Source organism: Pedobacter sp. AC379 (genome assembly GCF_979258145.1).
The window spans coordinates 257,829-281,221 of sequence record NZ_OZ409839.1 but is presented as its reverse complement, the minus strand read 5'-3'; the positions used below and the strand labels follow the sequence as shown (position 1 = coordinate 281,221).

Genomic DNA, 23,393 nt, shown 5'->3' with positions numbered 1-23,393 from the left:
CGCTGGTAACTGGCAATAATTAAATTCTCCGCTACGGTCTAAATTATCATCGCTTAGAATAAGCGCGGGAATCTTTTATTTACCCGTAGCCGCCTGCATTGGGTTTTTGCCAACAGATTGGCCTCTTACTGCCCCACCGGTTTTTGCTTTATAAACTTTAAACTTGCTTTCTTTGGCTTTACCTCCCCAACTATTGTTTGTGGTATCAATATCAGCGGTTTCGCGTAATGGATCAACTAATATAGAAGCCACTTCTTTATCTTTTACATAAAATTTAGAAGTTTTCAATTCATTATGTCTCCAAATCTGTGCCGGTATACGGTCTATTTCTTTTGTTCCATCTTTATAAGTAAATTCTACAATAACAGGCATAACCAAGCCACCTTTGTTGCTAAAACTTAACTCATACAAGAATTTATTGTTGTATTTACTTTGATCTGCATCTGCAACAACTTCTACAGGTGGAGTTATATCCATCTTTGATGAAATTGTAGTATCAACAGTAACCAGGCCTCTATCATACTTGTAATAAAAATCTTGGGCTGCGGTATTTTTATCGGTATAGAAGTTGATTTTTTTATCTTCACGGTTTCTGATTTTCGAAATATCCTCAAAAGCATTCACTGCAGGCTTATCTATTTTTACCATTCTTGATCTTGCCGCAGGTACTTCTTTAGGGAAATCTGCCTTTGCAAATTTTACGCTATCCAAAGAAATGTCACATGGATCGGTTCCATAAAACCAACCTCTCCAAAACCAATCTAAATCTTCTCCACTGGCATCTTCCATCGTACGGAAAAGGTCGGCAGGTTCAGGGTGTTTAAATGCCCATCTTCTTGAATATTCTTTAAAGGCATAATCGAAAAGGTCTCGGCCCATAATTGTTTCGCGTAGGATGTTTAAACCCGTTGCAGGTTTTGAATAGGCATTCGGACCAAAACGTGCAATGTTTTCAGAATTGCTCATAATCGGCTCCAATTCATCCTTAGGCAGTTTCATGTAATCAACAATGGTATATGCCGGCCCTTTTTTGCTCGGAAATTTATTGTCCCAAAGTTCCTCTGTTAAGTATTCTACAAAAGAATTCAGCCCTTCATCCATCCAGGTCCACTGGCGTTCATCACTGTTAACAATCATCGGGAAAAAGTTGTGCCCAACTTCGTGAATTACCACGCCCAACATGCCGTTTTTAGTGCTTTCACTATATGTTCCGTCAGCATCGGTACGGCCGTAGTTGAAACAGATCATCGGATATTCCATTCCGTTGGCCGCCTCAATGCTTTGGGCAACAGGATATGGGTAAGGAATGGTGAAATCTGAATAAGTTTTAATGGTGTGGGCAACTGCGCGGGTAGAAAATTTGCTGTATAAACTATAGGCTTCTTTTCCATAAAAACTCATACACATTACGGTGTTGTTGTTGGCCTGAATTTTTTGAGGCATCGCATCCCAGATAAACTTTCGTGAAGAAGTCCAGGCGAAATCGCGCACATTATTGGCATTAAAAACCCATGTTTTTTTAGCGGTCGATTTTTTGGTTTCTGCAGTTTTGGCCTCTGCAAGCGTTTGAATTTCTACGGGTGCAGCTGCGGTTTTAGCAGAATTGTATCTGGCCAATTGTGTTGGATTTAGAACAGCGCTGTAATTGATACATTCGCCTGTTGAACCTACCAAGTGATCTGCCGGAACAGTCATTTGTACTTTAAAATCACCAAAAGTTAACGCAAATTCTCCTCTGCCGGTAAATTGATGGTTCTGCCATCCCTGGAAATCGCTATATACACATAAACGTGGGTACCACTGAGTCATGGTGAACAGGTAATTCCCATCATTTGGAAAAAATTCATATCCGCCACGGCCTCCAACGCTCATTCTGTCGGTAATTTTATAGTTCCAGTCAATGTTAAAAATTAATTTTTGGCCGGTTCTTAAAGCTACAGGCAAATCCACCCTCATCATGGTTTTATTAACAGTATACTTTAGGTTTTTGCCTGTTGCATCTGTTAATTTGGTAATGTTAATCCCAAAACCATTATTATCCTTTGCACTAAGTTGATCTAAATTTTTGGTGGTACCGATAGCTGGCATTTTGGTTGCATCCTGATAGTTTGCACTTTTATCGGTGCTATGCTCGTTTTCGTCAAGCTGCAACCAGATATAGGTTAACGGATCGGGCGAATTATTGGTGTAGGTTACGGTTTCAGACCCTGTTAACAATAGGTTTTTTTCATCCAGCTCACATTTGATGTTGTAATCGGCCCGTTGCTGCCAATATTTAACGCCTGGTGCACCACTGGCTGTGCGTTGTTCATTTGGGGTAGGTAAAATAGTGCCCAATTGCTCAAACTTGTTTCCGTGGTTACTGCCCGGATTGTTCAAAATGTTTTGGGCCATGGCCAAACTACCCGAAAAGAGTAAAAGGCCAGTTAATGTATACAGTTTATTCATAATATGTTGTTAAAGAGGAATTCTTTCCAAAGCCATTTTTAAAGCCAGGCTAAATACGGCTGCAGATACAAATAACACCCAACTGGTGCGTTTTATACGTGTATAGTTAAAAATAAAAAATGTAACCAATAAAATAATAATCACCATAAAAACCTGTCCGGCCTCTAAGCCAACATTAAAACCAAATAATCCCCACCCAATGTTCTGGTCTTTTGCCAGCATAATCCTGATGGAATTTGCAAAACCCATTCCGTGGATCAATCCAAAACCCAATGCCAGAAAGTAATTGATTTTGACTGATTTTAATGAAAAATTCTTCCTGAATAAATTACTTATCGCGGTAATTACTATGGTGCAGGGAATTAAAAATTCTACCCATTTGCTTTCGAATCTGATGATGTCCAATACACTCAAAAGTAAGGTTAGCGAATGGCCGATGGTAAAAGCAGTAACGAGTATCAATACCTGTTTCAGATTATTGTAGCTGTAAATGGCCACCAATGCTAAAACAAAAAGTTGATGATCTAAAGCATCAGCGCTTATAATATGTTCCCAACCCAGTTTGAAATAAAAGATAAAATCTTGTAACGGCATGAAATAATAAGCTAACTATTGGAGGCAAAATAGATTATAAAGATTAAAAATATATTTTTAATTCCATAAAGACCAAATATCCATTAAACAAAAGCCTAAATACCAAATTTGTTACCAATATTTTATGTTTTACAGCAATTATTAACCAATTACAAGGTTTACAGGTGTAAACTAGATTGTTGTTTAAGCTGCACAAACAATAAGTTATATTGGTACCTGAAATACTGGTTTTTTAATCATCGATATGCTTTGGCTTAAATATTATTTTCAAAAACCCGAAAAAGGTTTCGATCCTGTTCCTAAAGCTTTTGCAGAAAAGTATGCCGCAAATGAGTATCAAAAATTAAATAATGAGGTGATAGAGGCAATAAAAGAACGAGTACCTGATTTTAAAAATAAAACGATACTCGATCTCGGTGCCGGACCAGGGCAATATAGCATTGCTTTTGCTAAAAAAGGGGCAAAAGTTACCTGGCACGATATCAGCCGGAACTATCTTGATATCGCCAAAACCAAAGCTGCAAACGAGAGCCTCGCACTGAACTTTTCACTTGGTTACCTGGAAGAGGCCCATGGGAAATTCGATATAATTTTTAACCGCATCTGCTGGTATTATTGCATTAACGACATCCGTTTTGCCAAGTGCATTTACAATCTGGTAAAAGAAAACGGGTATGGTTTTATTATAGTTAACAATGAAAAATACCTAAAGGAAGAACTTGAAAAAGAATCAGGATTAAAAAAAATGGCAATGAAAATGAGTTATTGGCTTAACGAAAATTTTAATATTAAATTTACTCATGTCCATCCCTCCCACAAAAAATTAGCTAAAATATTTGCCAGGTTAAATTTTAAACATTTACAGCTTGAGCAACGCGGGCATAACACCTTAATTACATTTAATAAGTAGCCGATTTATCTCTTAACTTTGTTTGCTGAAAACAAAAATATTGATGCATAAATTAAAATATATTCTGCTGCTTTTGTGCGGTGCCTTTTTCTCTGTTGAGGCTGGCATAAAACATCCGCTTCATGTAAGTACAACCGAAGTAAACTTTAATGCTAAAGATAAAACGCTGGAGATAAGCTGTAAGATTTTTTCGGATGATTTTGAGGCCATTTTGGCTAAGGTGTATAAGCAGAAAACCGATTTGAGCAATCCAAACATGAAGAATGCGATGGATGAACTGGTAAAAAAATACCTGCTTTCCCATTTACAGGTAAAAGCCAATGGAAAACCCGTCGTAATGAATTACATCGGGTTTGAGATCGATCATGAAGCCACAAACATCTACCTCGAAGTTGAAAAAATTCCGGCAATAAAATCGGTAGAAGTGAACGATACTATTTTATACGATATGTTTGATGATCAGATGAGTATAGTGCATATTGTGAAAGGGAATAACCGCAAAAGTACCAAGATTCTTTACCCTGATAAAAAGTTCAGCGCAAACTTTTAATTGTAATTTTTGTATTAGATAACGGTTCAGTGTTAAATTACCGTTAATTTTATTAGGCGGTATTGTTTTGTTAATATTGGCTGAGAAATATTTCTTGTAATCTTTGTTTTAAAATTCCGGTTTGTTAAAATAGGTTATGCATCTAATCATCTTCTCCAATATATTAACGCCCAGGATAAAATATATCTTCAATTTTATTTTTAAGGATATACTTAAGGCCGAAGTAGAATTTACCGGCAATAGCCAATATTTTCTGCAAAGCGACCAGGTTAAGATCAGTTATGGCGAACAGCCATTGGGCGCTGAACTTTTTTTTAAAAGTACCCCGTTGCTTTTCTCCAATAAACTGGAAGAACTAAAACCTAAAAGCATTTCTTTTGGCGAGTACCAGGTTCCTTTTCCCGTTGAGGATTCTACTTTACCCTTTGATATTTTTGCTGCCTCGTTTTTTATTGTTACCCGTTACGAAGAATATCTTCATCAGCAAGTAACAGACGAAGCTTTTAAACCATCAAAAAGTTATCAGCACAAATGGCGGATTTTAGAGCGGCCGATTATTGATGAGTGGGCGCTGATGATTAAAAGTATCATCAGGAAAAAACATCCCGAGTTTAAATTTCACGAAAAGAAATTTCAACAGCAGCCCACCATACACTTTAGTTTACCGCCCAATATACCCGATGGCTTTTTAAACCGGACTAAATTTGTTTTTAGTGCACTTTTTAAAAAAGAGAACAATTACCTCAGCTCTAAATTTGATGTGCTTACCGGTATTGGTATCAATAATGAGAAGGTTTTGGAAGAAACGAACAACATTTTTGCCAAAAAGAAAAATAAGCCACTCTATTTTGCCGATTTTCCAGATGTACCGATAGAATACCTCCGGATAAGCGGCATTTCACAGCTTTTAGCTAACCAATCATTAGGTTTATTAAGGCCTTGCGCCAGCGATGTGCAAAAAAAGGTAGAAATTAAAGAAGGCTTATCGAAACTTAAAAAGATACATCCAAATATTGTTCCTTCAAGCAGTCAGCAACTGGAAGTTTTAAAGTTTCCCATTTGTTACCTTAATATTCTCAACTCAGGTATTACTGCCGATTATTCGATGGGTTACAGTAATGTACCTGGTTTTAGGGCCGGTACCTGCACAGCATTTAGCTGGTACGATCTGCAACTCGAAAAAGTAACGCCCCTGCTTGTTAATTCTTATTGTTTAACCGATTACATTCTTCAGTTTTTGCCACACCAGGACGCTACAAAAATTTTGCGGCGGTATATTGATTCGGTTAAGGTTGTAAATGGCACTTTTTACAGCAGCTGGCATTTAAAGAGTTTAGCTAACCACCCTAAATACAAAAAGTTAAAACTACTTTTTGCAGAAATGATGAGTTACACAGGTAATTGATTTAGTTTAATATATTTTGGCTTAAAATTCTTAAATTTAAACCATTACAGGGTAATTCCCTGGGTACCGAAAACATGATTATGATTTTTGATCTGAGCAAAACAAAATCTATTGCCAATACCTTTATTGCCGAACTCCGGGATGAGAATATCCAGAAAGATTCGATGCGTTTCCGTAAAAACCTGGAGCGGCTTGGTGAGTTTTTCGCTTATGAAATCAGTAAATCACTTCAATACACAACCAAAGATATTACTACACCCCTAGGTGTTTCGCCTTGCAATGTTTTGGCAGAACAGCCGGTTATGGCTACCATACTCAGGGCCGGTTTGCCCTTACAGCAAGGTTTGCTTAATATTTTCGATAAAGCAGAATGCTGTTTTATTTCGGCATACAGGAAAGTAAAAAAGAGCGGTGATTTTGTAATTCAGATGGATTACATTTCTACCCCTGATCTTGATGGAAAAGTTTTAATTATGGCCGATCCTATGTTGGCCACCGGCCAAAGCATGGTAATGTGCTGTAAAGAGCTTATAAACCGCTATAAAATAGCAGAACTTCATATCGTTGCCGCAATAGCAAGTACCGAGGGGGTAGCACATGTACGTGCCAACCTGCCAAAGGCGAAACTCTGGCTGGGTGCCATTGATGAAGAAATGACCAGCAAATCTTACATTGTTCCAGGGCTTGGTGATGCTGGCGACCTGGCTTACGGTGAGAAAGTGTAAATTGGTCTGCAATCTATATTTTTACCCCAGCGTTATTAATCATTAGTAAATAAAACTTGAATATTCTCTTTGTATGCAGTAGAAACAAATGGCGAAGTGCTACTGCCGAAACCATTTATAAAAACCATGCTGATCACCAGGTACGATCTGCCGGAACTGAACCATCGGCCAGGATTAAAATCAATGCAAAACTGATTTTGTGGGCTGATTTGATTTTTGTAATGGAGAAAAAACACAAGCAAAGAATTACGCAGCGTTTCGCTGAAGAAACCTACCAAAAGGAAATCATTATACTTGATATTCCTGACGATTACCAATACATGGATGAAATGCTTATTGAAGAGTTAAAAGCGAAAGTTGATGATTATTTATAATTCAAAAATCATTAGGCTACCTTTGTAAAAACTTATTTCATGAAAAAACATATTTTCTTCGACCTTGACCACACCATTTGGGATTTTGACCGCAATGCCGAAGAAACGTTGAACGAGCTTTACCTAACGTATAAACTGGATACGCTTGGCCTAAAATCCTGCTCTGATTTTATCTCCACTTATACCGAAAATAATCACCAGTTGTGGGCCGATTATCACCTGGGCAAAATCACGAAAGATTTTTTAAGGTCGGAACGCTTTAGCAAAACCTTTATTCAATTGGGTATTCATCCAGATGCAGTACCTCATCAGTTTGAAGATGACTATGTGAGTATTTCACCTACCAAAACCAATCTTTTCGAAGGAGCCGAAAATGTTCTGGCTTATTTGAAACAAAAATATACCCTGCATATAATTTCCAATGGATTTAAGGAAACCACCTTAACCAAAATGAATCTTTCTAACCTTAATCCTTATTTCGAAAATGTAATTATCTCCGAAGATGTAGGCGTAAACAAACCAAATCCACTAATTTTCGAGTACGCATTGGATAAAGCCAAGGCCTCTAAAGCAGAAAGCATTATGATTGGCGATAGTTTGGAGGCTGATATTTATGGTGCTTTAAACTTTGGGATGGAGGCTATATTTTTCAATCCCATGCGCAAAGAAAAACCTGATGATGTACATAAAGAAATTCTTCACCTCGAAGAATTATTAAGACTTTTTTAGCCTTACTCCTTTTTTGTTTGATTTTGGCATTTGTTTAGCATTAGTTTAATACACACACAAATGAAACCTTAATTAAAATGAAAAAAACCATCTTTTTAGGATTGGCAATGCTATTTGCTACCCTAACTTTCGCTCAACACAATGGCAATTCTGCCGAAGTATTCTTACAAATTGTTAATCCAGGCAAGTACAGCGTGTATTTAGACGATGAACTCGTTGGATCTGCCAATGGGAGGTTCCGCTTTTACGATGTATACAACACCGCACCAACACTATCTATTATTCAGGGCAATACCGTATTGTTAAAACAGCGGCTTAGGGTTACTCCGCAAGAGCGGCTTGTATTAAGTTATGAAAATAAGCGGTTAATCACTTTTAAACAGCTCACCATCTTCCGCAACAGACAATATGCGCTAAATGATTTTGATGGTTATGCCGGAAATTACAATACTGGGATTGTGCCGCCAAGGCCACCACAGCTAGAATTAAATTACAGATTACTCTCTGAGGAGGCTTTCCAGGCGTTTTTAAACCAGTACAGAAAGGAAAATTTTGATGATGGCAGACTAAGAATGATTAATGTAGTGAGCAAAAACTCCTCACTATTAAGCGCTCAGGCAAGAATTTTGTTAAAATCTTTCAGCTTTGATGATGAGCGATTGAAAGTGGCCAGGAATCTTTATAAAAACGTTGCAGATCCTCAGAATTATTTCACGGTATCTGATGTTTTCATTTTCCCATCTAATAAAGACGACTTCTTAAAATATTTGGAGAAGCAGTAATTCATCCTATCTTTATTAAATGACAGCGGCAAAAATAAAGGCATCGATACATAAAATTATCGATGCCTATAAAACAAAATTATTTAATTATCCCGACAGTATCTTTCAAAGTACACCCCCAATTGCCGGTTGGAGTTACAGCGAAGTATACTCACATATTTTTGATGCGAGCCTCTTATCTATAATTGCGATGGAGCATGCAGCTAACGGCAAGGGCGAAAACAAACCGACACACTTCATTGTAAAAATGATTTTACTTTTGGGTGCTCTTCCGCCTGCAAAAAAATATAAGGTGCCCAAACGCCTGGCAGATCGTGTAAAAAAGATCAGTAAAACAGAAGCACTGGATTTTATTTTAGAGTTCGAAAAGGCGCTGGAAGATAATTATCCTTTAATTGCCGATGCGAAGCCCGATTGTAAAACCAAACACCCCAGGTTAGGCTATTTAAATGCTAAACAATGGTTAAGGTTTATTGAAATTCATCTAAAACACCATTTAAAACAGTTAGAAAGAATAGAAAAGAGTTTTCAGGCGTAAATTAATTTCGCCATATTTGGGTAGTCCCAAATTCAGTCTCATGAAAAACGCTTTTTACCTCCTCATTATTACTGTGCTTTGTGCCTGCAATAGCGAAAAAAAAGAAACTGCTCAAACGGTTATTTCAACACCTACAGGGATGCAGGGTTTGCAAAAAAGCAACACTATTCAGCCAGTAAGCCAAAGTTCAAAAACTAACCTTATTTTTAATCCACCGCATGGCGCAGCTGGCCATACATGTGCTTTGGCGGTAGGTGCACCACTAAATCAAGCGGCAGCTGCACAACCACAGCAAAAACTAAATCAGCAGGCAAATAATACTCCCGCAACAACACAAGCAAATACCTCAGGGAAGAAATTAAATCCCAAACATGGAGAGCCAGGTCATCGGTGTGATATTGCAATCGGCGCGCCTCTTGATAGTAAACCCACTCAGGTGGTTACCACTCAACCTGCGGTAAAACAATCGATAGGGATTAAAACAGCCAAAGGTTTAAACCCACCGCATGGCCAGCCAAACCATAGGTGCGACCTTGCAGTTGGTGCTCCTTTAAACAGCAAGCCAGTTCCATCGGTAAATGCGCTCCCTGCGCAAACGCCCGAAGTTAAAACAACAGAAACAAAAGTGTTGGAAAGTAAGGGTAAGGGCAAATAACCTTTATATGTACTTTCGGGATTAAATATTTAGCATTTACATCGCCTTACTTAACGCACATTTTTTTACATCTTTGCGTTAATGAAATTACCCGCCATAAAAGGTTTTAACGAAGAAGCATTTAACAAGTATCTTAAAAATACGGGATGGTTAATGTTCGGGCGGATTTTAAGCATGTTGGTAGGGTTTGTTGTAGCAAGGTTTTTAGGTCCGGTATCTTTTGGCGATCTGAGCTTCGCTGATGCATTTACAGCGATAGCAGCCGCAATTGGTGCGTTGGGTTTAGATACTTTTATCATCCGCGAAATTATAAACGATCCATCTAAAAAAGATGAGATTCTTGGAACTTCATTGTTTTTAAGGTTAGGTGTTAACCTGCTACTTATCCCAATTTCTATTGGTTTATACCTGCTTTTTCATCATTTATCAGATAATCCGGGCCAGCCGCTTACCTATGTGGTAATACTTTTATCCTTTGCTGCATTCTTTAAGTCTTTCAACGTAATCGATTCTTATTTTCAATCACAAGTACAGTCTAAATATGTTGTCCAGGTTCAGAATATATGCGTAATACTATCTGCGTTAGTAAAAATAGTTCTGGTAATCTTGCATCTTCCAGTAATCTGGTTTGCATGGGCATTGGTTTTTGATGGTTTCATTTTGGCCTTCGGATTGATGTTAATGTACCGCATCAAGGGTTTTGATATGTCTAAATGGCATTTCAAAAAAAGCAGGGCCAAATCCTTACTTAAGCAATCTGCGCCGCTAATTTTATCTGCGGTAATGGTTTCTATTTACATGAAAATAGATCAGGTAATGCTAAAAACAGAAGGAAGTAAGGCCGTAGGCATTTACGCTGCAGTTGCAAAAATAAGCGAAGCCTGGTATTTTATTCCGGTAGCAATTGTTACCTCAGTTTTCCCAGCGCTGATTCTTGCCAGAAAAACAGATCATGAGCGGTACCTGAAACGCTTGCAAAACCTGTACGATTTACTGGTTGCAATAAGTTTACCAGTTGCTGTGGTAATTACTTTTTCCTCATCACTTATCATCAAAATTATATACGAAAATCGTTTTGAAGGAGCAGAAACTATGCTCCCGATACACATTTGGTCGGGTATATTTGTTTTCTTAGGCAGTGCGAGTTCTCAGTTTTTACTTGCAGAAGGGTTTACTAAAATTTCTTTTTATCGAACAGCATTTGGTGCATTATTGAATGTTCTGCTCAATTTATGGTTAATTCCTTTATATGCGGGGGTTGGAGCTTCAATTGCTACCCTGATAGCCTGTGCAAGTTCCGCATTTTATCTTTTATTTATTCCTAAAACTAGGCAACAAGGTATAATGATGTTAAAATCATTATTTTTGGTCACAGCATTTCAAAAAATATTTAAACGTTGAGTACTCTTAAAGCATTAACCACACTAGTTGCAAAGCCAAGCAGGCTTAAAGCATTATTATCTTACGGTCATAAAGGCTACCTGAACAGCATTGGCTGGTTCACCGCTTTTGATAAGAAACAGGCTGTAGATGGCAAAGGAAAAGCTTTGCCCTGGGTAACCTATTCGTTTATCGATTTTATAAAGGAGCGGATCAACAAAACGCAGCATATTTTCGAATACGGTTCGGGCAGTTCTACCATTTTTTATGCAGAAAGAGCAGGTTCGGTTACTTCGGTTGAACATGATAAAGGCTGGTTTGATAAAGTTAAAAATACAAGTCCGGCCAATGCCGAGATGATTTTCTGTCACTTGGAAAAAGATGGCGAATATGCTAAAAAAGCAACTTTACTGGGTAAAAAGTTCGATATTATTATCGTAGATGGCCGCGACCGCGTAAATTGCTGTAAATATAGCGTTGATGCGTTATCATCAAATGGTGTATTGGTTTTGGATGACAGCGAACGCGAAGTTTATAATCCTGCACGTGTGCTTTTAAAAACACAAGGTTTTAAAGAAATTAGTTTTAGTGGAATTTCACCAGGGCTTTTTTACGAAAAAGCAACATCAGTTTTCTACAAGCAAGACAATTGTTTAGGTATTTAAATCAATTAGCACCATGTTAAGCGAAGAAGTAAAAACCGCATACGATAATTTTTATACCAATAGCGATGTGGCCTGGCGAATGCTCGGTGCAAAATATAAAGCACAAAACATTGTTGAGGTTTGTAAAGGGCTAAAGCCTAAAAAAGTATTAGAGGTTGGTGCAGGCGATGGCAGTATTTTACACTTTTTAAATGAATGGCATTTTGCACCTGAACTTTATGCGCTGGAAATTGCACAAAGTGGTGTCGACATTATAAAAGACCGTAAGCTTGCCAGTTTAAAAGAGGCACAAACCTTTGATGGATATAAAATTCCTTATCAGGATGATGCTTTCGACCTAATCATCTTAGCGCATGTTTTAGAACACGTGGAACACGAAAGAATTTTGCTCCGTGAGTTAAAAAGGGTTGCAAAATATGTAGTGGTAGAAGTGCCAAAAGATTACCGTTTCGGTGTAGACCAAAGAATGAAGCATTTTTTGGATTATGGGCACATCAACATGTATACGCCAACTTCTTTGCGATTTTTATTGCAAAGTGAAGGTTTGGAAATTCTGGAGGATAAAGTTTCGATGACTGCCCCTGAAACGGTTAAATTTAATGAGTTTATCAATAGAAAAGCACCAAAAACGTTTTCTAAAAATTTAAAAATAGAGCTCGAATACCGCATTAAAAAAGTGTTGGGCAATCTTTTTGGAAAGAAAAAGCAGGAGCAATTTGCAAACGCATACACGGTTTTAACTAGAAAATCAGATCATAACCTGCATATATTTTAAATTAGAAAGACCGTCATTTCGAAATGAAGCCGAGAAATCTTTTTACTTCATGCTAGGTTTGATCATTTTTCTCCAGTCCACGATGCTTTATCCGGTAGCTATCGGATCAAAATGACGATGAATAACAGCAACTGGCCAATTTATTGATAGGGTAATTTATAAAACAAAAATGCAAAAACTTGCTCCAATAGCACTTTTCGTATATAACCGCCCGCAACATACCGAGCGGACAATCAAATTTCTCCAGCAGAACGAACTGGCTGAACAAAGCCACTTATACATCTTTTCTGACGGGGCAAAAACGGATCAGGATAAAGAAAAAGTTGCTGCGGTACGGAAAATCATAAAAAAAATCGACGGATTTAAATCTGTCAAGGTTATTGAAAGTAAAAATAATGCCGGATTGGCCAATTCGGTAATCGCAGGGGTAAGCCAATTAGTAGAGGAATACGATCAGGTGATTGTTTTTGAAGATGATCTGGTTACCTCGCCCCATACGCTGGCATATTTTAATGATGCCCTAAACCGTTACCGCAAAGAAGAAAAGGTAATGCATATCGGTGCTTATATGTATCCTTTAAAGACGGAAACATTGCCGCAATCTTTTTTTTACAGGGCTGCAACAAGTTGGGGATGGGCAACATGGGGAAGAGCCTGGAAAAATTTTGAACCTAATATAGACTTGCTCTTAAAACAGTTTGATAAAAAGAAGCGTGCAACGTTTTCTATCGACAACAAAATGAATTTCTGGAAACAAATGCAGGAGTTTAAAAAAGGAAAAAACAATAGCTGGGCCATAAGATGGTATGCTTCCATCTTTTTAAAAGGAGGTATAACGCTTAATCCATCACAATCGCTTGTGAACAACATTGGGCACGATGGAACAGGAGTGCACTCCGGCATAAATGACATCTATAACGTTATTATCAATCCGAAACCAATTACCGAATTTCCGGCAGTTATTGCTGAAGATCCTATTGCATATGCAGCCATAAAAAACTTTCTGATCAAACGGAAGGGCAATATGGTTATGCGGGTGAGAAGATTCGTAAAAGAAAAACTTACACAGTATTTTTCTAAAGAATAAGCGGTTCATCTTTAGCGATCTGTTGTAAACAATCAAAAATATGACAAACCTTTTTTTGATTGTAGGTGTTGCTCTTATACATCAAAACTATAAAAATAACAACATGAAAACGACAACAGCAACAGCAGAAATATTAAACGACCTTGTTCAAATCAATAACGACCGTATTGAGGGTTATGAAAAAGCCCGTCAGGAATTAAAAGATGGCGACGCTGATCTAAAAACACTATTTTTAAATATGATTGCCGAGAGCCAAAAATATAAAATGGCTTTAGCTACAGAAGTAGCTGCATTGGGCGAAGATATTGAAACAGGAACAACCAACTCTGGTAAAATTTATAGGGCTTGGATGGATGTTAAAGCAATTTTTACCGGACACGACCGTAAAACAGTTTTAAACAATTGTGAATTTGGTGAAGATGCCGCTCAAAATGGATATAAAATGGCTTTAGAAGAAGAAGATCTTCCATCGAATATTAGAGAACTGATTTCTGATCAAAAAGCATCATTAAGAACATCACACGACGAGATTAAAAGATTGCGTGATGCACAAGCATAAATAAAAAGGATATTCAATAAAAAGCCCTCTTTAGTTTCGAAAGAGGGCTTTTTTATGGGTTTCCGTCATGATAAGCATAACAATTCTGCTATTTAAAATCCTAAAATGAATTCAAGATAAAGATGGGTAGCATAATAAAATTGAAAATTATGACTCCAGTTCACGGTCTAAATGTTCAGTAACACGCTGAATTGTATTGTCGATCGTATTACTTAAAATCGTTAAATAAGAACCTTTTTGAGCAGTTTCAATTGCAATCTGCAAACATTCGGTACTTTTATTATTGATAATGATTTCTTTATTGGGATCTACCTCTTTAATTCCTTGCACCAATAAATCAACCAGTTGCTGCTGATCTCTTCCCCTTAAATACTTTTCCTGACAGATGTAGATCTTATCGAACATTTGTGCTGAAATACGGGCAGTTTCGATAATATCTTCGTCTCTTCTGTCGCCGGTTCCAGATATTATGCCTACATGTTCTGTTGCTTCAACACTTTGTAAAAAAGATTTAACACCATTAAATCCATCTGGATTGTGCGCAAAATCAACTAATACTTTAAAATCCTTAAATCTGAAAACATTCATTCTGCCGGGAGTATGTGCTGCAGATGGAATAAAAGTTTCCAATGACAAACGGATATCTTCCGGTTTATAACCCCACAAATAGGTAGCAAGCGTTGCGGCAAGAACATTTTGGATCATAAAGTTTACCGAGCCACCAAAAGTTAAAGGAATATGAGTTGCTTTATCTACGCGAAGTTTCCAGTCGCCTGTTTTAATGGTGATAAATCCGTTTTCGTAAATGGCTGCAATGCCACCTTTTCTGCAATGCTCCTTAATTACCGGATTGTTTTCATCCATACTGAAATAAGCAACATTACAGCGTGCATCTTTGGCAATGCGCACACAATACCCGTTATCAGCATTTAATACAGCCCAGCCTTTACGGCGCACTGCACCAATTACAACCGCTTTAACGCGAGTTAAATCGTCAAGGTTATGGATATCTGAAATGCCTAAGTGATCTTCCTGAATATTGGTTACCACACCAATATCACAGGCATTAAAACCTAATCCTGCCCTTAAAATTCCGCCACGGGCCGTTTCCAAAACAGCAAATTCTACGGTTGGGTCTTTTAAGATAAACTCCGCACTTACAGGCCCCGTGGTATCGCCTTTCATCAGCATGGTATTGTGCACATATACGCCATCACTGGTAGTAAAGCCCACACGCTTACCATTGCTACGGATAATGTGTGCAATTAATCGGGTTGTGGTGGTTTTACCGTTCGTTCCGGTAACGGCAATAATTGGAATCTGTGATAATTTACCCTGAGGATACAGCATATCAATTACCGATGCGGCAACGTTTCTAGGTAAGCCTTCGCTCGGGGCTAGGTGCATCCTAAATCCCGGTGCCGCATTAACCTCTAAAACAACACCGCCATTTTCGGTTAAGGGCTGAGTAAGATTTTGGGCCATAATATCGATACCGCAAATATCCAAACCGATTACCCTCGAAATCCTTTCACAAATAAAGATATTTTGAGGGTGAACAATATCAGTTACATCAATCGATGTTCCGCCGGTACTTAAATTAGCGGTTGATTTTAAATAAACAACCTCTCCTTTTTCGGGGATGGTTTCTAAAGTATATTCTTTTTTGGCAAGCAGATCTAACGTATCACGGTCTACAGCAATCTCGGTTAACACGTTTTCGTGTCCGTAACCACGGCGTGGATCTTCGTTTTCCTTATCAATAAGCTCCTGAATGGTATGGATTCCGTTACCTCTTACATGCGCAGGATCGCGTTGAGCCGCTGCAATTACTTTATGGTCAATTACCAATACACGAAAATCGTATCCGGTAATGAATTTTTCAATAATAACCCTTCTCGAATAAGTTTTTGCATATTCAAAAGCAGCAATAGAATCTTCCATCGTTTTAACGTTGATGGTTGCTCCCTTTCCATGATTTCCATCAAGCGGTTTGAACACCAACGGAAAGCCAACTTTTTTAACCGAAGCTTCAAGGTCATCAATATTGGAAATGGTAACGCCAGATGCGACCGGAATAGCCGCCTCAGTGAGCAAACGTTTCGTTTCCTCCTTATTGCTTGCAATATCTACCGCAATGCTACTGGTTTTTTCAGTCATGGTGGCCCTAAAACGAACCTGGTTTTTGCCGTATCCCAATTGCACCAGAGAGCTTTTGTTCAGTCTGATCCATGGAATGCTTCTGCTCACTGCCTCTTCCACTATTGAGCCCGTACTTGGACCCAAAGCTTCCAGCTCACGAATTTCTTTCATCCTACGGATGTCGTGCTCCAGATCGTATTCTTCATTATTAATTAAAGCTTCGGCAATTTTTACGGCAGCTTCCGCAGCATAAACACCTACTTTTTCTTCCAGATAGCTGAATACCACATTATAAATGCCTTCAGTTTTGGTTTGGCGTGTTCTACCGAATCCGGTTTCCATGCCTGCAAGAGTCTGAATTTCTAAAGCTATGTGCTCAATTACATGGCCCATCCATGTTCCTTCTTTCACGCGGGTAAAAAAACCGCCTTCTACCCCTTTAGAACAGCGGTGGGTAAACATACTTGGCAATAGTTTCTCTATCCGTTCGCTAAATCCTTCTATTACATTGGTTGGTTTTTGTTCTAAATCTTCTAAATCCAGACGCATCTGAATCAGTTTCTTCCGGCTAATCGACCAAATATTTGGCCCTCTCAATACTTGTATGTTTGATATCTTCATGTAATATTTTGTTCGTTTTTTAGGTAAATCAGGCATTTGAAACAGCCTGTTTTATTCAATTTAAAGAAAGAAATTGATGACTGTAAATTATGCATTTATTTTGAAAATAGGTGCCTCATTTAGCTAAATCAATTTTAAGGTGTATTTGTTTTATTTTCAAGTACAATAACGTTAAATTTAGGTTAGATTATTTTAAGGTTTGTTAATAATTTGAATATTATTGACAAAAAAAGTCGTGTTTTTTATCTTAAGCCTATATATTTGGGTTTTTTGATACAATATAATACACAAAGAATGGTTCCGAAAGGTAAACTCATCATTATTGGCGGCGCAATAAACACAGGTAGCTTCGCAGAAACGCAATTTGGCCTCCCTGAAAACATGAATTTTTTTGAGCGTGGAATTCTTAAACGGATTACTACAGAATCATTAAGAGACACACAATCCCGCTTCGAAATCATTACTACGGCTTCATTAATGCCCGAAAAAGTTGGCGAAGAGTACATAAAGGCTTACGCACAACTGGATGTTCATAATGTTGGTGTATTAAATATCACCAATCGTGAAGAAGCCAATTCTGACGAAAATTACGAACGGATCAAAGCAGCTGAAGTGATTATTTTTACAGGTGGCGATCAACTCCGTCTTTCTTCGATCTTCGGTGGGACAAAAATTCACCAGATTTTACTCGAAAAATATAGAAATGAACCTGTGGTAATTGCAGGTACTTCTGCAGGTGCGGCGGCGAGTTCTAAAAACATGATTTACCAGGGCAGCAGCAAAGATGCTTTGTTAAAAGGGGAAGTGAAAATTACTGGCGGCCTTGGCTTTATTGATGATGTTATTGTAGATACACACTTTGTTCAGCGCGGCAGAATTGGTAGATTACTGTATGCTGCGGCCAGTAACCCGGGTATTTTAGGCATCGGCCTTGGCGAAGATACAGGTCTTTTTATCTCCGACGGGCATATTATGGAAGCGATCGGCTCCGGGATGGTGATTTTGGTAGATGGACGCAATATGGCCGATACCAATTTAACCGATGTAGAAATGGGCCAACCGGTCTCGATTAAAAATATGGTGGTACATGTAATGTGTGATGGTGACGTTTATGATTTAACAGACCATAGTTTGGTTATTCATCATCCAAAAGTTATTCCTATATCTTAAATGAAGATTATGGTGTAGGATTTAAAGCCAAACGCTCATAATAATTGTTTTAATACACAAATTTAAAAGATGAAACTCATCATACACGGAGGATTTTTTAGTGAATCGTCTACCAATCAGGAAACAAAAAAGGCGAAACAAGATGCTTTGGCTTCTATTGTTGCGCTTGGGCATGAATATTTAAAAACGCATACGGCTTTAGAAACCGTTGTGTATACTGTTGCACTGCTGGAGGATAATGAGTTATTTAATGCAGGTATTGGCTCACAGATCCAAAGCGATGGTAAGGTGCGGTTAAGTGCTGCTTTAATGGATGGCAAAACAGAAAAATTTAGTGGAGTGATCAATATTGAGGATGTTAAAAACCCGATTGAAATTGCACAGAACTTATTAACTTATGACGACCGTGTTTTAAGCGGAGCTGGTGCACAGCAGTTTGCCAGGGATAATGGGTTCGACTATTATAATCCCATTACCGCGCAACGTCAATCAGAATATGAAGCTAAATTAAATTCAAAAAACAATAAAGGCACTGTAGGTTGTGTTGCGCTCGATGCAGATGGAAATTTGGCTGCTGCAACATCAACCGGTGGCAAAGGCTTCGAAATTCCTTGCCGGGTGAGTGATTCTGCAACTGTTGCTGGCAATTATGCAAATCAATATGCAGGTATTTCCTGTACAGGTGTTGGCGAAGATATAGTGAGCGGGGCACTGGCTGCTAAAATCGTTACCCGTGTTACTGATGGCTTTTCTTTGAAGGATGCATCTGATAAATCTTTTGATGAACTTAAGGCTTTTGATGGCTTTGCAGGAGTTGTTGGCATAACCGCTATAGGCGAGGTATACCATTGCGATTCACACCCATACATGGTTTGGGCATCTTTTGATGTTAATTTACAGGTATTTAGCTGAAATTAGATTTAAAGTATTATTTTTGTTGCATGACCAAGATTGTATTGGCTTTGATTGGCCTTTTCGCATCATTACAATTACAAGCTCAAAACATAGATAAAACTGAAATCCAGGAACCAAATGGAGGTAGCGCTATTAATATTGCGGTATCTAAATTTGATTTGGAAGACGGAAATTCTTTTTTTGAGGAAGCAGAAGATTTAGAGCGAAAAGGAGATTTTAACGAAGCCCTTACCTTATTCGGAAAAGCCGCTTTCGAATATAATGCTGTAAAAAACTTCAACAGGTACGGCCAGGCCATTATCAAAATGAGCAGCATGCATTATCAGTTGGGCCGTTTTAGTGATGCAGAACAGATTCTTTTAAACGTTGCGCTAAAAAACTATTCTAAAACAGGCAATAGAGCGGGTGTAATGAATACTTATAGCCTATTGGGTAAAGTTTATCTGGCAAATACCAAATACACGCAGTCTATGTGGTTTTATACTCAACAGGGTATCCTTGCAAAACAATCCAAAAATAATAACGCATACATCGAATCTATTTTAGGGATTGTTCAGGTAAAAATCAAAAAGAAGGATTTCACACTTGCCCTCCGCGATCTTAAATCAGCAGAATGGATTGCCAATTCAATTAAAACTTCTCAATATAAATCACAGATTAAAGATGCAAGAGAAGTAATTGCAAGTAAAACAACAAGCAAAAAAGTAAATCCAAGCTAGTTTAAGCATTTAAACCCTCTCTTCTTCCTCATAGCTGATCTTTTTGCGTCTTTAATTAGTCAAAATCAGTTCCCTTTTAAAACAAAAAATAAGGCTCAACGTTCTCCTATAGAAATTGTTAAATAAAAAGCTTTTAGTTAGATTTGATAAAGTTTTAACAAGAGACGGTAATAATGCTGTCTCTTTTTTGTTTTTTTGCTAAAATGGTATCATATTGGCTATATAGAATTGGAAATGGATTTTAAATCATTTAAAGAGATGTTAAAGAGAATATTTTTTGTAATTTTTACTGCGGCAGTACTTGCTTGTCATGCTGCACCTAAAACTCAGCCCATGGTTGAGGGTGTTACCAATGTAAAACCTGATGAGCAACAACAATTGGTTATTAAGGAGGTTGTAAACCTGATTGAAAGCTATAATTACAAAAAAATTCAGATTAATGATTCCATATCTTCTATTATTTTAGATAAGTACATTAAATCTTTAGACCAGGGAAAGAATTATTTCTTAGCATCGGATATCAAGGAATTTGAAAAGTATAGGTATACACTTGATGATGATTTTAAAAATGGCGATTTAAGTGGTCCGTTTTTCATCTATAATGTTTATGCTAAAAGGTTAAACGAATATTTTAGCTACTCTTTAGCGCAGATCAAAACCAAATTCGATTTCAATCAAACCGATACCTATGTTTACGACAGGGAGAAAATGCCTTGGGCAGTTTCTTCAACAGCTTTAAATGATACCTGGAAAAAACGTGTTAAATATGAACTGATCAATTTAAACCTAGCAGGAACAGCTGAAGCCAAGAATGTAGAAACATTAACAAAACGTTATCAAAACCTGCAATCTCAAACTTCAAAAACAAACAATCAGGATGTTTTCCAGATTTTGATGGATGCATTTACCGAATCAATCGATCCGCATACCAACTATTTTAACCCTAGCAATGCGGTTGCCTTTAACGAGGATATGTCGCGCTCATTTGAAGGTATTGGTGCCCGTTTACAATTGGAAAATGAAGTGGTTAAAATCTCGGAAATTATTGCCGGCGGACCCGCTTTTAAAGGCAAACAATTAAGTGCAGGCGACAGGATTATTGCTGTAGCGCAAGGCGATGGTGAATTTGTTGATGTTGTGGGCTGGAGATTAGACAATACGGTAACTAAAATTAAAGGTCCTAAAGGCACAAAAGTCCGCTTAAAAGTTATTCCGGTAGGTAAAGAAATGTCATCAAAACCAGTCATAATTGAATTGGTTCGCGATAAAATTATTTTGGAAGAAACCTCTGCCAAGAAAAAAGTTAAAACGATCAACAGCAACGGTAAAGACATTAAGATCGGAATAATTACGCTGCCCGCATTCTACGCTGATTTTAAAGCAGCAAATGCTGGTGATAAAAATTATAAAAGTACCACACGTGATGTAAGAAAACTGATCGATTCATTAAAAACATATGATAAAGTAAATGCGATTGTATTGGATTTACGCGGTAATGGAGGTGGTTCTTTAGTAGAGGCCATTTCATTAACAGGTTTGTTTATTGATAAAGGCCCGGTTGTTCAGGTAAAAGATTTACGTGGTAAAATTGAAGTAGATGAAGACGAAAATAGTGGTGTAGCATGGGATGGTCCTTTTGGCGTAATGGTAGACCGCCTGAGTGCATCAGCGTCAGAAATTTTTGCAGGGGCAATACAAGATTACGGACGTGGTATTATTATGGGAAGCCAAACCTATGGTAAAGGTACTGTTCAATCTTCTATCGATTTAAATAAATTGGTAAACCCAAGCATGTTACAGAGAGTTGCCGGTTTGGTTTCTAAAGATAAAACGGTAGGTACTTCGCCAAACGGCACAAGCCCTGCTGATATTAATTTAGGTCAGATTAACTTAACCATGGCTAAATTTTACCGTGTGGCCGGAAGCAGTACCCAACACAAAGGTGTAACGCCTGATGTTGTTTTCCCTTCTATCTATCCGATGGATAAAATTGGTGAAGATACTGAGCCATCTGCATTGCCTTGGGATGTTATTCCAAGTTCTAACTTTAAAGCAGTTGCAAACTTAACAACCGTTAAGGCACAGTTGATGAAAAACAGTGAGCAACGTGTTGCAAATTCATTGGATTTTAAATACCTGAAACAAGATATCGCCGATCTTAAAAAGCGCGATGCTGAGGTTTCTGTAACGTTAAATGAGGCTAAGCTTAAAGCTGAACGTGAAGCTCAGGAAGCAAAAACGCTTACCAGACAAAATGAATTAAGAGCATTACGCGGATTGCCTGCAATTAAAAAAGGAGATAAAATTACCAAACAGGATGCTTACGATTTTATCGAAGATGAATCGTTAAAAGTTATGGGCGATTTTATGCAACAATCAGGTAATTATGTAATGAACTTAGGTTTAATGCCTAAGAATAATTAATCAGAAATATCTTTAACCAAAAAGGCCGCTTTAGTTTTTTGCTAAAAGCGGCCTTTTATTTTTTACAAATACTTCGGAGGTTTCATTGGCACCTGGCCCAACAGAACTCCGAGGTCTAAATTATTGTGATTTCGGATATTCTTATCCGATATAGCAATTTAATATGGTTAACTGTCTAATGCTAACATCCTACTGCACTTCAAAATAAGCTAGGCTTTCTTTGAAGATGGTTCAGTTTGTTTATTCAATTGCATCGCCATCATTTCTTTCATGGTTTTATTCATCCCATCGGCACTCCCATCTAAAAAGATTACATTACCATCCCCATTTTCTGCAAAGTGTTTGATCGATTCCGTCCACATGGTAAATAAAATTACCGAAATATCCAGGTTAGCCTGTTCCATTTCCTGTGCAGCTTTGCTCATACCATGGGCAACCTCAGCTCTGAATAAAGCAATACCTTGTCCGCGCAATTGCGCAGCCTCACGCTCTGCTGTTGCTGCAATTTTAATGGCATTACCATCAGCTTCTGCAGCTTTAGTTTTGGTAATCAACAAAGCCTGACCTTCATTTTCTGCGGCAGCTTTAAGGTTGTTTGAAGCCACTACACGGCTCATTGAGCGCATAATTTCTTCATCAAAGGTAATATCATTCAACTGAAGATCCTGAAGGTGATAACCCCAGCCATCCAGTACCTGGTCTATCTGTTCCTTAACATGCAGTACAATTTCATTACGCTGAGCCAATACGTTGGCTTGTTTTTGTGTAGCTACATATGCCCTGATCGAACCTTCGATGGTTCTGATCAACGCTTGCATAAGGTTAGTGGCATCTACGAATTTAAAGGCTACATTTTTGATGGTTTCTTCATCCTGGTTTACCACAGAATATAAAAGCATGGCTTTAAAATATACATTGGCCTGATCTTGCGTTACCGCCTGGAATGAAAGTTCTACCGAACGGTTTTGAATCGAAATACGCGAATAAATCTGTTCTATCAACGGAATTTTAAAGTTTAGCCCAGGCCTTAACTGACGGCGGTATTTACCGAAAACCGTTACCACGGCAATGGTTCCTTGTTTAACAGTAACAAACGAGCTGAGTAGAATAATAAAAGCTACTATAACTACAATGTAAATGGTGTATTGCATAATTAGATTTTTTTATGAAGTTATAAAAAATTCATGCAAACTACATCAGGCATTTAGTAGCTTTAAGTTTTTCTA

Annotated in this window: 22 protein-coding genes; 18 read left to right on the top strand and 4 right to left on the bottom strand. The window is 37.9% G+C overall.

Annotated elements, in window-relative coordinates:
* Positions 1-75: 75 nt before the first annotated feature.
* The gene (locus ACZZZW_RS01225) at positions 76-2,448 is read right to left on the bottom strand and encodes a M1 family metallopeptidase (protein ID WP_463492063.1); all 2,373 of its coding nucleotides are present in this window, start codon (positions 2,446-2,448) and stop codon (positions 76-78) included.
* A 9-nt stretch (positions 2,449-2,457) separates the two neighbouring features.
* On the bottom strand, positions 2,458-3,042 hold the full coding sequence (locus ACZZZW_RS01220) for a HupE/UreJ family protein (RefSeq protein WP_055903031.1): 585 nt from the start codon (positions 3,040-3,042) through the stop codon (positions 2,458-2,460).
* Between the two features lie 244 nt (positions 3,043-3,286).
* Here ACZZZW_RS01220 and ACZZZW_RS01215 point away from each other — a divergent pair, with 244 nt between their 5' ends.
* The 14 genes from ACZZZW_RS01215 to ACZZZW_RS01150 all read left to right on the top strand — a co-directional run bounded on the left by ACZZZW_RS01215 (position 3,287) and on the right by ACZZZW_RS01150 (position 14,176).
* Positions 3,287-3,952: a class I SAM-dependent methyltransferase gene (locus ACZZZW_RS01215; RefSeq protein WP_463492062.1), complete on the top strand. Its 666-nt coding sequence runs from the start codon at positions 3,287-3,289 to the stop codon at positions 3,950-3,952.
* 43 nt (positions 3,953-3,995) lie between these two features.
* The gene (locus tag ACZZZW_RS01210; protein WP_463492061.1) at positions 3,996-4,502 is read left to right on the top strand and encodes a DUF6702 family protein; all 507 of its coding nucleotides are present in this window, start codon (positions 3,996-3,998) and stop codon (positions 4,500-4,502) included.
* A gap of 136 nt (positions 4,503-4,638) precedes the next feature.
* Positions 4,639-5,907, top strand: a complete 1,269-nt coding sequence (locus ACZZZW_RS01205; protein WP_463492060.1) for a DUF7033 domain-containing protein — start codon at positions 4,639-4,641, stop codon at positions 5,905-5,907.
* Positions 5,908-5,987: 80 nt separating this feature from the next.
* Complete coding sequence (gene upp / locus ACZZZW_RS01200; RefSeq protein WP_055903114.1) at positions 5,988-6,632, top strand: uracil phosphoribosyltransferase; 645 nt, start codon at positions 5,988-5,990, stop codon at positions 6,630-6,632.
* Between the two features lie 56 nt (positions 6,633-6,688).
* On the top strand, positions 6,689-7,006 hold the full coding sequence (locus ACZZZW_RS01195; protein ID WP_463492059.1) for a low molecular weight protein tyrosine phosphatase family protein: 318 nt from the start codon (positions 6,689-6,691) through the stop codon (positions 7,004-7,006).
* A 39-nt stretch (positions 7,007-7,045) separates the two neighbouring features.
* Complete coding sequence (locus tag ACZZZW_RS01190; protein ID WP_055903021.1) at positions 7,046-7,735, top strand: YjjG family noncanonical pyrimidine nucleotidase; 690 nt, start codon at positions 7,046-7,048, stop codon at positions 7,733-7,735.
* 77 nt (positions 7,736-7,812) lie between these two features.
* Positions 7,813-8,517 carry a DUF4476 domain-containing protein gene (locus ACZZZW_RS01185; RefSeq protein WP_463492058.1) on the top strand — a complete coding sequence of 235 codons (705 nt, stop codon included), beginning with the start codon at positions 7,813-7,815 and terminating at the stop codon, positions 8,515-8,517.
* A gap of 19 nt (positions 8,518-8,536) precedes the next feature.
* Complete coding sequence (locus ACZZZW_RS01180) at positions 8,537-9,055, top strand: DinB family protein (protein WP_463492057.1); 519 nt, start codon at positions 8,537-8,539, stop codon at positions 9,053-9,055.
* Positions 9,056-9,095: 40 nt separating this feature from the next.
* Positions 9,096-9,710, top strand: a complete 615-nt coding sequence (locus ACZZZW_RS01175; RefSeq protein WP_055903015.1) for a hypothetical protein — start codon at positions 9,096-9,098, stop codon at positions 9,708-9,710.
* Between the two features lie 81 nt (positions 9,711-9,791).
* Positions 9,792-11,111, top strand: coding sequence for a flippase (locus ACZZZW_RS01170; protein ID WP_055903013.1), 1,320 nt, complete (start codon positions 9,792-9,794; stop codon positions 11,109-11,111).
* The gene (locus ACZZZW_RS01165; RefSeq protein ID WP_055903010.1) at positions 11,108-11,755 is read left to right on the top strand and encodes an O-methyltransferase; all 648 of its coding nucleotides are present in this window, start codon (positions 11,108-11,110) and stop codon (positions 11,753-11,755) included. Before ACZZZW_RS01170 ends, ACZZZW_RS01165 begins: the two co-directional genes overlap by 4 nt.
* Before the next feature lie 13 nt (positions 11,756-11,768).
* Entirely contained in the window at positions 11,769-12,530 is a 762-nt protein-coding gene (locus tag ACZZZW_RS01160; protein ID WP_463492056.1) for a class I SAM-dependent methyltransferase, read from the top strand.
* Positions 12,531-12,699: 169 nt separating this feature from the next.
* On the top strand, positions 12,700-13,617 hold the full coding sequence (locus ACZZZW_RS01155; protein WP_463492055.1) for a glycosyltransferase: 918 nt from the start codon (positions 12,700-12,702) through the stop codon (positions 13,615-13,617).
* Positions 13,618-13,720: 103 nt separating this feature from the next.
* On the top strand, positions 13,721-14,176 hold the full coding sequence (locus ACZZZW_RS01150) for a PA2169 family four-helix-bundle protein (protein ID WP_055903112.1): 456 nt from the start codon (positions 13,721-13,723) through the stop codon (positions 14,174-14,176).
* A gap of 147 nt (positions 14,177-14,323) precedes the next feature.
* Here the strand turns inward: ACZZZW_RS01150 and cphA are convergent, their stop codons facing one another.
* Positions 14,324-16,939 (bottom strand): cyanophycin synthetase, encoded by a 2,616-nt coding sequence (gene cphA / locus ACZZZW_RS01145; RefSeq protein ID WP_055903110.1) that lies wholly within the window; start codon positions 16,937-16,939, stop codon positions 14,324-14,326.
* Between the two features lie 270 nt (positions 16,940-17,209).
* On the opposite strand from cphA, the gene ACZZZW_RS01140 reads away from it, so the two are divergent.
* The 4 genes from ACZZZW_RS01140 (at position 17,210) to ACZZZW_RS01125 (ending at position 22,167) form a co-directional block, all read left to right on the top strand.
* Complete coding sequence (locus ACZZZW_RS01140; protein ID WP_463492054.1) at positions 17,210-18,109, top strand: cyanophycinase; 900 nt, start codon at positions 17,210-17,212, stop codon at positions 18,107-18,109.
* A gap of 69 nt (positions 18,110-18,178) precedes the next feature.
* Positions 18,179-19,021 (top strand): isoaspartyl peptidase/L-asparaginase, encoded by an 843-nt coding sequence (locus tag ACZZZW_RS01135; protein ID WP_055903003.1) that lies wholly within the window; start codon positions 18,179-18,181, stop codon positions 19,019-19,021.
* Between the two features lie 29 nt (positions 19,022-19,050).
* A complete protein-coding gene (locus ACZZZW_RS01130) occupies positions 19,051-19,743 on the top strand; it encodes a hypothetical protein (protein ID WP_055903001.1) in 693 nt (230 codons plus the stop codon).
* A 258-nt stretch (positions 19,744-20,001) separates the two neighbouring features.
* Positions 20,002-22,167, top strand: a complete 2,166-nt coding sequence (locus ACZZZW_RS01125) for a carboxy terminal-processing peptidase (protein ID WP_463492053.1) — start codon at positions 20,002-20,004, stop codon at positions 22,165-22,167.
* Positions 22,168-22,376: 209 nt separating this feature from the next.
* Here the strand turns inward: ACZZZW_RS01125 and ACZZZW_RS01120 are convergent, their stop codons facing one another.
* Complete coding sequence (locus ACZZZW_RS01120; protein WP_055902995.1) at positions 22,377-23,318, bottom strand: SPFH domain-containing protein; 942 nt, start codon at positions 23,316-23,318, stop codon at positions 22,377-22,379.
* Positions 23,319-23,393 lie beyond the last annotated feature (75 nt).

Coding starts and splice junctions, on each gene's coding strand:
- ACZZZW_RS01225 (WP_463492063.1), bottom strand. CDS start 2,448: ATGAATAAACTGTATACATTAACTGGCCTTTTACTCTTTTCGGGTAGT.
- ACZZZW_RS01220 (WP_055903031.1), bottom strand. CDS start 3,042: ATGCCGTTACAAGATTTTATCTTTTATTTCAAACTGGGTTGGGAACAT.
- ACZZZW_RS01215 (WP_463492062.1), top strand. CDS start 3,287: ATGCTTTGGCTTAAATATTATTTTCAAAAACCCGAAAAAGGTTTCGAT.
- ACZZZW_RS01210 (WP_463492061.1), top strand. CDS start 3,996: ATGCATAAATTAAAATATATTCTGCTGCTTTTGTGCGGTGCCTTTTTC.
- ACZZZW_RS01205 (WP_463492060.1), top strand. CDS start 4,639: ATGCATCTAATCATCTTCTCCAATATATTAACGCCCAGGATAAAATAT.
- upp (WP_055903114.1), top strand. CDS start 5,988: ATGATTTTTGATCTGAGCAAAACAAAATCTATTGCCAATACCTTTATT.
- ACZZZW_RS01190 (WP_055903021.1), top strand. CDS start 7,046: ATGAAAAAACATATTTTCTTCGACCTTGACCACACCATTTGGGATTTT.
- ACZZZW_RS01185 (WP_463492058.1), top strand. CDS start 7,813: ATGAAAAAAACCATCTTTTTAGGATTGGCAATGCTATTTGCTACCCTA.
- ACZZZW_RS01180 (WP_463492057.1), top strand. CDS start 8,537: ATGACAGCGGCAAAAATAAAGGCATCGATACATAAAATTATCGATGCC.
- ACZZZW_RS01175 (WP_055903015.1), top strand. CDS start 9,096: ATGAAAAACGCTTTTTACCTCCTCATTATTACTGTGCTTTGTGCCTGC.
- ACZZZW_RS01170 (WP_055903013.1), top strand. CDS start 9,792: ATGAAATTACCCGCCATAAAAGGTTTTAACGAAGAAGCATTTAACAAG.
- ACZZZW_RS01160 (WP_463492056.1), top strand. CDS start 11,769: ATGTTAAGCGAAGAAGTAAAAACCGCATACGATAATTTTTATACCAAT.
- ACZZZW_RS01155 (WP_463492055.1), top strand. CDS start 12,700: ATGCAAAAACTTGCTCCAATAGCACTTTTCGTATATAACCGCCCGCAA.
- ACZZZW_RS01150 (WP_055903112.1), top strand. CDS start 13,721: ATGAAAACGACAACAGCAACAGCAGAAATATTAAACGACCTTGTTCAA.
- cphA (WP_055903110.1), bottom strand. CDS start 16,939: ATGAAGATATCAAACATACAAGTATTGAGAGGGCCAAATATTTGGTCG.
- ACZZZW_RS01135 (WP_055903003.1), top strand. CDS start 18,179: ATGAAACTCATCATACACGGAGGATTTTTTAGTGAATCGTCTACCAAT.
- ACZZZW_RS01130 (WP_055903001.1), top strand. CDS start 19,051: ATGACCAAGATTGTATTGGCTTTGATTGGCCTTTTCGCATCATTACAA.
- ACZZZW_RS01125 (WP_463492053.1), top strand. CDS start 20,002: ATGTTAAAGAGAATATTTTTTGTAATTTTTACTGCGGCAGTACTTGCT.
- ACZZZW_RS01120 (WP_055902995.1), bottom strand. CDS start 23,318: ATGCAATACACCATTTACATTGTAGTTATAGTAGCTTTTATTATTCTA.